Origin of the sequence: Pseudarthrobacter naphthalenicus (assembly GCF_029076445.1) — a bacterium.
Taxonomy (GTDB): domain Bacteria; phylum Actinomycetota; class Actinomycetes; order Actinomycetales; family Micrococcaceae; genus Arthrobacter; species Arthrobacter naphthalenicus.
The window spans coordinates 147,174-153,173 of the sequence record NZ_JARESG010000011.1; the positions used below are offsets into that span (position 1 = coordinate 147,174).

6 protein-coding genes are annotated in these 6,000 nt (G+C 64.8%); 5 read left to right on the forward strand and 1 reads right to left on the reverse strand.

The features are described 5' to 3' along the window. The first annotated feature begins 57 nt into the window (after positions 1 to 57). The 5 genes from PY310_RS12725 to rlmB all read left to right on the forward strand — a co-directional run bounded on the left by PY310_RS12725 (position 58) and on the right by rlmB (position 4,569). The gene (locus PY310_RS12725) at positions 58 to 540 is read left to right on the forward strand and encodes a CarD family transcriptional regulator (protein ID WP_026266570.1); all 483 of its coding nucleotides are present in this window, start codon (positions 58 to 60) and stop codon (positions 538 to 540) included. A 179-nt stretch (positions 541 to 719) separates the two neighbouring features. Continuing rightward, on the forward strand, positions 720 to 1,502 hold the full coding sequence (ispD, locus tag PY310_RS12730; RefSeq protein WP_275214765.1) for a 2-C-methyl-D-erythritol 4-phosphate cytidylyltransferase: 783 nt from the start codon (positions 720 to 722) through the stop codon (positions 1,500 to 1,502). A gap of 2 nt (positions 1,503 to 1,504) precedes the next feature. Further along, on the forward strand, positions 1,505 to 2,020 hold the full coding sequence (gene ispF / locus PY310_RS12735) for a 2-C-methyl-D-erythritol 2,4-cyclodiphosphate synthase (protein ID WP_419095481.1): 516 nt from the start codon (positions 1,505 to 1,507) through the stop codon (positions 2,018 to 2,020). A 9-nt stretch (positions 2,021 to 2,029) separates the two neighbouring features. Further along, positions 2,030 to 3,487: a cysteine--tRNA ligase gene (gene cysS, locus PY310_RS12740; RefSeq protein WP_275214767.1), complete on the forward strand. Its 1,458-nt coding sequence runs from the start codon at positions 2,030 to 2,032 to the stop codon at positions 3,485 to 3,487. Positions 3,488 to 3,579: 92 nt separating this feature from the next. Then, the gene (rlmB, locus tag PY310_RS12745; protein WP_275214768.1) at positions 3,580 to 4,569 is read left to right on the forward strand and encodes a 23S rRNA (guanosine(2251)-2'-O)-methyltransferase RlmB; all 990 of its coding nucleotides are present in this window, start codon (positions 3,580 to 3,582) and stop codon (positions 4,567 to 4,569) included. Positions 4,570 to 4,733: 164 nt separating this feature from the next. On the opposite strand, the gene PY310_RS12750 is transcribed toward rlmB, so the two are convergent. Further along, positions 4,734 to 5,929 (reverse strand): IS3 family transposase gene (locus tag PY310_RS12750; protein WP_275214626.1). Its coding sequence is split into 2 segments (ribosomal slippage): positions 4,734 to 5,662 and positions 5,662 to 5,929, totalling 1,197 coding nucleotides; the frame shifts between segments, so codons are not numbered across the junction. Positions 5,930 to 6,000: the final 71 nt, after the last annotated feature.

The following is a 6,000-nucleotide window of genomic DNA, read 5'->3' on the forward strand; positions in this document are numbered from 1 at the left end:
GGCCAGTCATATGCCTGAATCGTGATAAACTGGTCTGCGGGAAAGGGGAATGTTTACATGGTATTTGAGGTCGGCGAGACAGTAGTTTACCCTCACCACGGTGCTGCAAAAATTGAAGAAATCAAGATGCGCACTGTCAAGGGCGAAGAGAAAATGTATCTCAAGCTCAAGGTGGCTCAGGGTGATCTGACCATTGAAGTTCCAGCAGAGAACGTTGACCTTGTTGGGGTACGTGACGTAGTGGGCAAGGAAGGCCTGGAGCACGTGTTTGACGTGCTTCGTGCCGAGTTCACTGAAGAGCCCACCAACTGGTCACGCAGGTACAAGGCAAATCTGGAGAAGCTTGCTTCCGGTGACGTCATCAAGGTAGCAGAGGTTGTCCGTGACCTTTGGCGCCGCGATCACGATCGGGGCCTTTCCGCAGGTGAAAAGCGCATGCTGGCCAAGGCCCGCCAGATTCTGATTTCAGAACTGGCACTGGCTGAAAAGACCGATGAAGAGAAGGCGGCAAGCGTTCTCGACGAGGTCCTGGCTTCCTAAGAATTGAGCCCCGGGGATGCGAAAGCACCTCCGGGGTTTCTTTTTGCCCAATTTCAGCCCGTGGCGCGTCCCCGTGGCGCGGCCTCGAGGCCGACCGCCACTGCCGACGATCGCCGGCGCCCACCAATTCCGTCGCAGGGTCCAGCCGGACTGGCCGGGCGGGACGTAGGCTAGACGCCATGAGCAACGCACTGCCCCGCCCCGTTACCGCCGTCATCCTTGTGGCCGCCGGCTCCGGCGAAAGGCTTGGGCACGGGATGCCGAAGGCTGCGGTACCCCTCGGCGGAGAACCAATCCTGATGCACGCGCTCCGCGGCGTCGTTGCCTCCGGGGTGAGCAGCCAGGTGTGCATCGTGTTGCCGGCGGGTGCCGACGGACTGCACGAGCTGTTGGAGGAATTCAGGGAGGAACTGGCCGACGGCGGGCCCGTCCTCACCCTCGTGGACGGCGGTGCCACCCGGGCTGAGTCGGTCCGGGCTGGCCTTGGAGGCCTGATGGAGGGCATCGAAGCGGTGCTGGTTCATGACGCCGCCCGCGCGCTGACCCCGGAGTATGTTTTCCACCGGGTGGTGGACTCCTTGGCCGCCGGCGCCGTTGCGGTCATTCCGGCAGTTCCGGTGGTGGACACGGTCAAGACCGTGGCCAGCACCAGCGGCGAGGACGCCGCCATTGCCCCGGAACTTGTGACCGGGACTGCCCCGCGGGAGGAACTGCGCTCCGTCCAGACACCCCAGGGATTCCGGCTCTCCACGCTGCACGACGCCCACCGGGCAGCCTCCCGGTTCGACGAAGCCCAGGCCGCTGCCGTCACCGACGACGCCATGCTCGTCGAACTTCTGGGCGTCCCCGTGCATGCCGTCCACGGCTCCACCCAGTCCCTGAAAATCACCACCCCCCTCGACCTGATCATTGCCGAGGGCCTGCTGGAAGGCCCACTCGGGATCCGCTGGGTGGAAGGCTGAACATGGAAGGGCCGCAGATGATCCTGCCCCGCACAGGCATCGGCCTGGACGTCCACGCGTACGCATCGGAGGACCAGCCACGTCCGCTGTGGCTCGGCGGCCTGTTCTGGGAAGGCGAGCGCGGCCTTGCCGGGCACTCGGACGGGGATCCCGTGGCTCACGCCGCCGCCGATGCCCTGTTCTCAGCCGCCGGCATCGGGGACCTGGGTACACATTTCGGGACGGACCGCCCGGAGTTTGCCGGGGCCTCAGGGATCACCCTGCTGAAGGAGGCAGCCAGGATTGTCCGGGCAGCCGGTTTTGAAATCGGCAACGTGGCAGTGCAGTTTGTGGCCAACCGGCCGAAGTTCGGTCCGCGCCGGCTGGAGTCGCAGGATGTCCTGAGCGCGGCAGCTGAAGCCGCCGTCAGCGTCACGGCCACCACGAGTGACGGGCTGGGGTTCACCGGCCGCGGCGAAGGCATTTCCGCCATTGCCACCGCTTTGGTGTATCCCAAGCAACCGGACCGGATCGGCTAATCTGGAGCGGTGACCCTCCGTTTTTACGACACCGCATCCGCCGAAGTCCGCGACTTCGTTCCCCTCGTCCCGGGAAAGGTGAGCCTGTACTACTGCGGTGCCACGGTGCAGGGCATGCCGCATGTGGGCCACATCCGCTCAGCCATCGCCTTCGACCAGCTCACCCGCTGGCTTGAGTACCGGGGCCTGCGCGTCACAGCCGTCCGCAACGTTACGGACATCGACGACAAGATCCTGAGCAAATCCGCGGAGTCCTTCGACCCGGATTTCGAAGACGGACCGGATACTGTCCGCGAGGAGGAATGGTGGGCGCTGGCCTACCGCTACGAGCAGGAATTCCTGAAGGCCTACGACACGCTGGGCGTATCGCGTCCCACCTACGAACCCCGCGCCACGGGGCACATCCCGGAGATGCACGCGCTGATACAGCAACTGATCGACCGCGGGCATGCCTACCCGGCGTTGGACGGCTCCGGCGATGTCTACTTTGACGTGAGGTCCTGGGATAAATACGGGTCCCTCACGCGCCAAAACATTGATGACATGCAGGGGGCGCCCGACGCCGATCCCCGCGGCAAGAAAGACCCCCGCGACTTCGCCTTGTGGAAGGGTTATAAAGAGGGAGAGCCGACGACGGCGAGCTGGGCTTCGCCGTGGGGTACCGGCCGTCCGGGCTGGCACCTGGAATGCTCCGCCATGGTCACCAAATACCTCGGCGCCGAGTTCGACATCCACGGTGGCGGCCTCGATCTGCGCTTCCCCCATCACGAAAACGAGATGGCCCAGTCGCAGGCGGCAGGGCACGGCTTCGCCAACTTCTGGATGCACAACGGCATGGTCACCTACGAGGGTGAAAAGATGTCCAAGTCCATCGGCAACACCATCAGCCCGGCCGAGATGCTGGAGCTCGCCTCGCCACGGGTGGTGCGGTACTACCTCGGCCAGGCGCACTACCGCTCGGTGCTGGACTACCGGCCCACCTCGCTCGAAGAGGCCGCCGCCGCCGTCGAACGCATTGACGGCTTTATCAGCCGCGCCGTCCGCGCCCTGTCCGAGGGCGGCAACTACGCGTTCGCCACCTACGGCAAGGTCCCGGAGCCGTTCGAGCGGGCCATGGATGACGACCTCAACGTGCCCCAGGCGCTGGCAGTGCTCCACGAAACCGTCCGGTCCGGGAACACCGCGCTGACGGAAGGGCGGCTGGAGGATGCGCAACAGGCCTTGCACTCGGTACACGACATGCTCCGTGTTCTTGGCCTGAACGCGGTGGCAACCGGCGCGGTATCGGATGCCCGCGAAACCGCTGCCCTTGAGGTGCTGGTCGAAGCCCAGCTCGCGGCACGTGCCCAGGCCCGGGCAACCAAGGACTGGGCTGCGTCGGACGCCATCCGGGACACGCTGAAGGCGGCCGGGATCGCCGTCGAGGACGGCCCGGACGGCGCCACGTGGAGCCTGCAGCGGGACTGATGCCCCCGGCGTTTTCGCGAAGGTCAGGCGATTTTACTTGATTCAGTAGACTGTTAAGCAGACTCAGTCAAACAATCAAGGGTGGAATTCTCATGGCCAACAACGGTCGCCGGTCGGTCAAAGCAAAGAAGGGGCCCACCATCGGAACCGGTGGCCACGGCCGCAAGGCTCTGGAGGGCAAGGGCCCAACCCCCAAGGCGGAGGACCGCCCGTATCACAAGGCGCACAAGAGCAAGCAGCTCGCGGAACGTTCTGCCGCCAAGCGCGGTACCGGTGCCCGCAGCGCCGGCGCAGCCCGCTCAGGTCCCAAGGGGCGGGCCACCGAGGAAGTTGTCACCGGCCGCAACTCTGTGGTCGAAGCACTCCGTGCCGGCATCCCAGCGAAGGCCTTGCACATCGCCATCCGGATTGAAATGGATGACCGTGTTAAGGAGTCGCTGAAGATCGCGGCAGAACGCGGCATCCCGCTGCTCGAAACCGGCAAGCCCGAACTCGACCGCATGACCGACGACGCCGTTCACCAGGGCCTCGTCCTGCAGATCCCGCCGTACGAATACCAGGACGCCTACGATCTTGCCGAAGAAACCGTGGACCGATGGAAGAAGGGCCACGTTGCAAACGCGCCGCTGTTCGTGGCGCTGGACGGCATCACGGACCCGCGCAACCTGGGCGCCATCATCCGCTCCGTGTCCGCATTCAGCGGCCACGGCGTCATTGTGCCGGAGCGCCGTTCCGTGGGCGTCACCGCCTCGGCCTGGAAGACCAGCGCCGGCGCGGCCGTGCGCGTCCCGGTTGCCCGCGCGGGCAACCTCAACAGCGCGCTGAAGCAGTTCAAGAACATGGGCATCTTCGTCCTGGGGCTCGACGGCGACGGCGACGTCTCGCTGCCCGCCCTCACCCTCGGCACGGAACCCGTCTGCATCGTGGTGGGCTCCGAGGGCAAGGGCCTGAGCCGGCTGGTCCGGGAGAACTGCGACCAGATTGTCTCCATCCCCATTGATTCCGCCATGGAGTCGCTCAACGCCTCCATGGCCGTGGGCATCTCGCTGTACGAAATCTCCCGGCAGCGCGCCGTCAAGTAAGCCAAACGCTCTCTCACTTGATGTGGGTTTTGGCTCGACGCTCTCTCACTTGATGTGGGTTTTGGCTCGACGCTCTCTCACTTTCTTGAAGAAAGTGAGAGAGCGTCGGCGTTTAAGCCGCATTAAGTGAGAGATGGGGTTACCCGCAAATCGTGGACAGTCGATCAGGCGGCTTGTGCCGGCTGAGGTTTATCCGTGGTGAGGAGTCGTTCGTGTTCCACGGGTGTGGTGTAGCCGATGGCTGAGTGGAGCCGGGCACGGTTGTAGAACTCCTCGATCCAGCGGCCGGTTGCCCGGATTGCGTCGTGCCTGGTTGCCCAGCGTCGCCGGTCGTAAAACTCGGTTTTCAGGGTGGACCAGAACGATTCCTGCATGGCGTTGTCCCAGCACACCCCTGTCCGGCCGACGGACTGTTGGATGCCTAACCCGGTGCAGACATCGTTGAGCTGGGTCGAGGTGTACTGGGTGCCGCGGTCGGCGTGGAACACGACGCCGGTCGGGCCTGCGCCGCGCAGGATGTAGGCCATACGCAGTGCCCGTTCGACCAGGGCGGTGGTCTGGGTTGAGTCCATCGCCCATCCGAGCACGCGTCGGGAGCAGGCGTCCCGGACAGCGCACAGATACACCCAGCCTTCATCGGTGCGCAGGTAGGTGATGTCTGAGATCCAGACCGCGTCCAGGGCCCCGGTGTCCCATTTCCTGGCCACCAGGTCCGGGATGGAATGGACTCGTGCCTCACCGATCGGCGCTATCGGCCGGAAACGCCGCGGAGAGATCCCTTCCAGGCCCTGCCGGCGCATTGAGGATGCCACGGTCTTCCGGTCAACGCCGGTCCCGTTCCTGGCCAGGGCCGCCTGGACCCGAGGGGCCCCGTAGATCCCGGACGAATCCGCATGAGCCCGCCTGACCTTCGCATCCAGTTCCGCCCGGGCAATGGCCCGCTCCGACTCCTCGGAGCTTCGTCGGCGCCAAGCGTAGTACCCGGATCGGGACACCCCCAAGAGCCGGGCCATTCGCTGGACCGGGTAGTTAGCCTTCTCCGCCTCCATCAGCTCGAAGCATTCCGATTCTGCTGCTTGGAAGCGAAGAAGGCTGCGGCTTTTCCCAGGAACTCGTTATCCATCCGCAGCTGTGCGTTTTCCCGCCGCAAACGCTCCAGCTCGGAGTTCCCTGCCTCCGCTGCCGCGGATTCCTCTGGAGCGGCCAGCCGTGCCCGTTCCTGGGCAACCCACCGGCCCAGCAGCTGCTCACCCAGGCCCAGTTCGCGGGCCACCGGCGCGACCGGCCTGCCCGTGTCAATCACAAGGCGGGCAGCCTCCCGCCGATACTCCGGGGTGAATTTTCGTCGTGTCGTGCTCACAAGAACACCTTCCCGCAGAATCCAAGGATCCCGCTACTTCAGGTGTCCATCAACAGAGGTTAACCCCAGAG

Excerpts from the sequence above, each read along its gene's own strand:
- PY310_RS12725 (WP_026266570.1), top strand. The coding sequence starts at position 58 with ATGGTATTTGAGGTCGGCGAGACAGTAGTTTACCCTCACCACGGTGCT.
- ispD (WP_275214765.1), top strand. The coding sequence starts at position 720 with ATGAGCAACGCACTGCCCCGCCCCGTTACCGCCGTCATCCTTGTGGCC.
- ispF (WP_419095481.1), top strand. The coding sequence starts at position 1,505 with ATGGAAGGGCCGCAGATGATCCTGCCCCGCACAGGCATCGGCCTGGAC.
- rlmB (WP_275214768.1), top strand. The coding sequence starts at position 3,580 with ATGGCCAACAACGGTCGCCGGTCGGTCAAAGCAAAGAAGGGGCCCACC.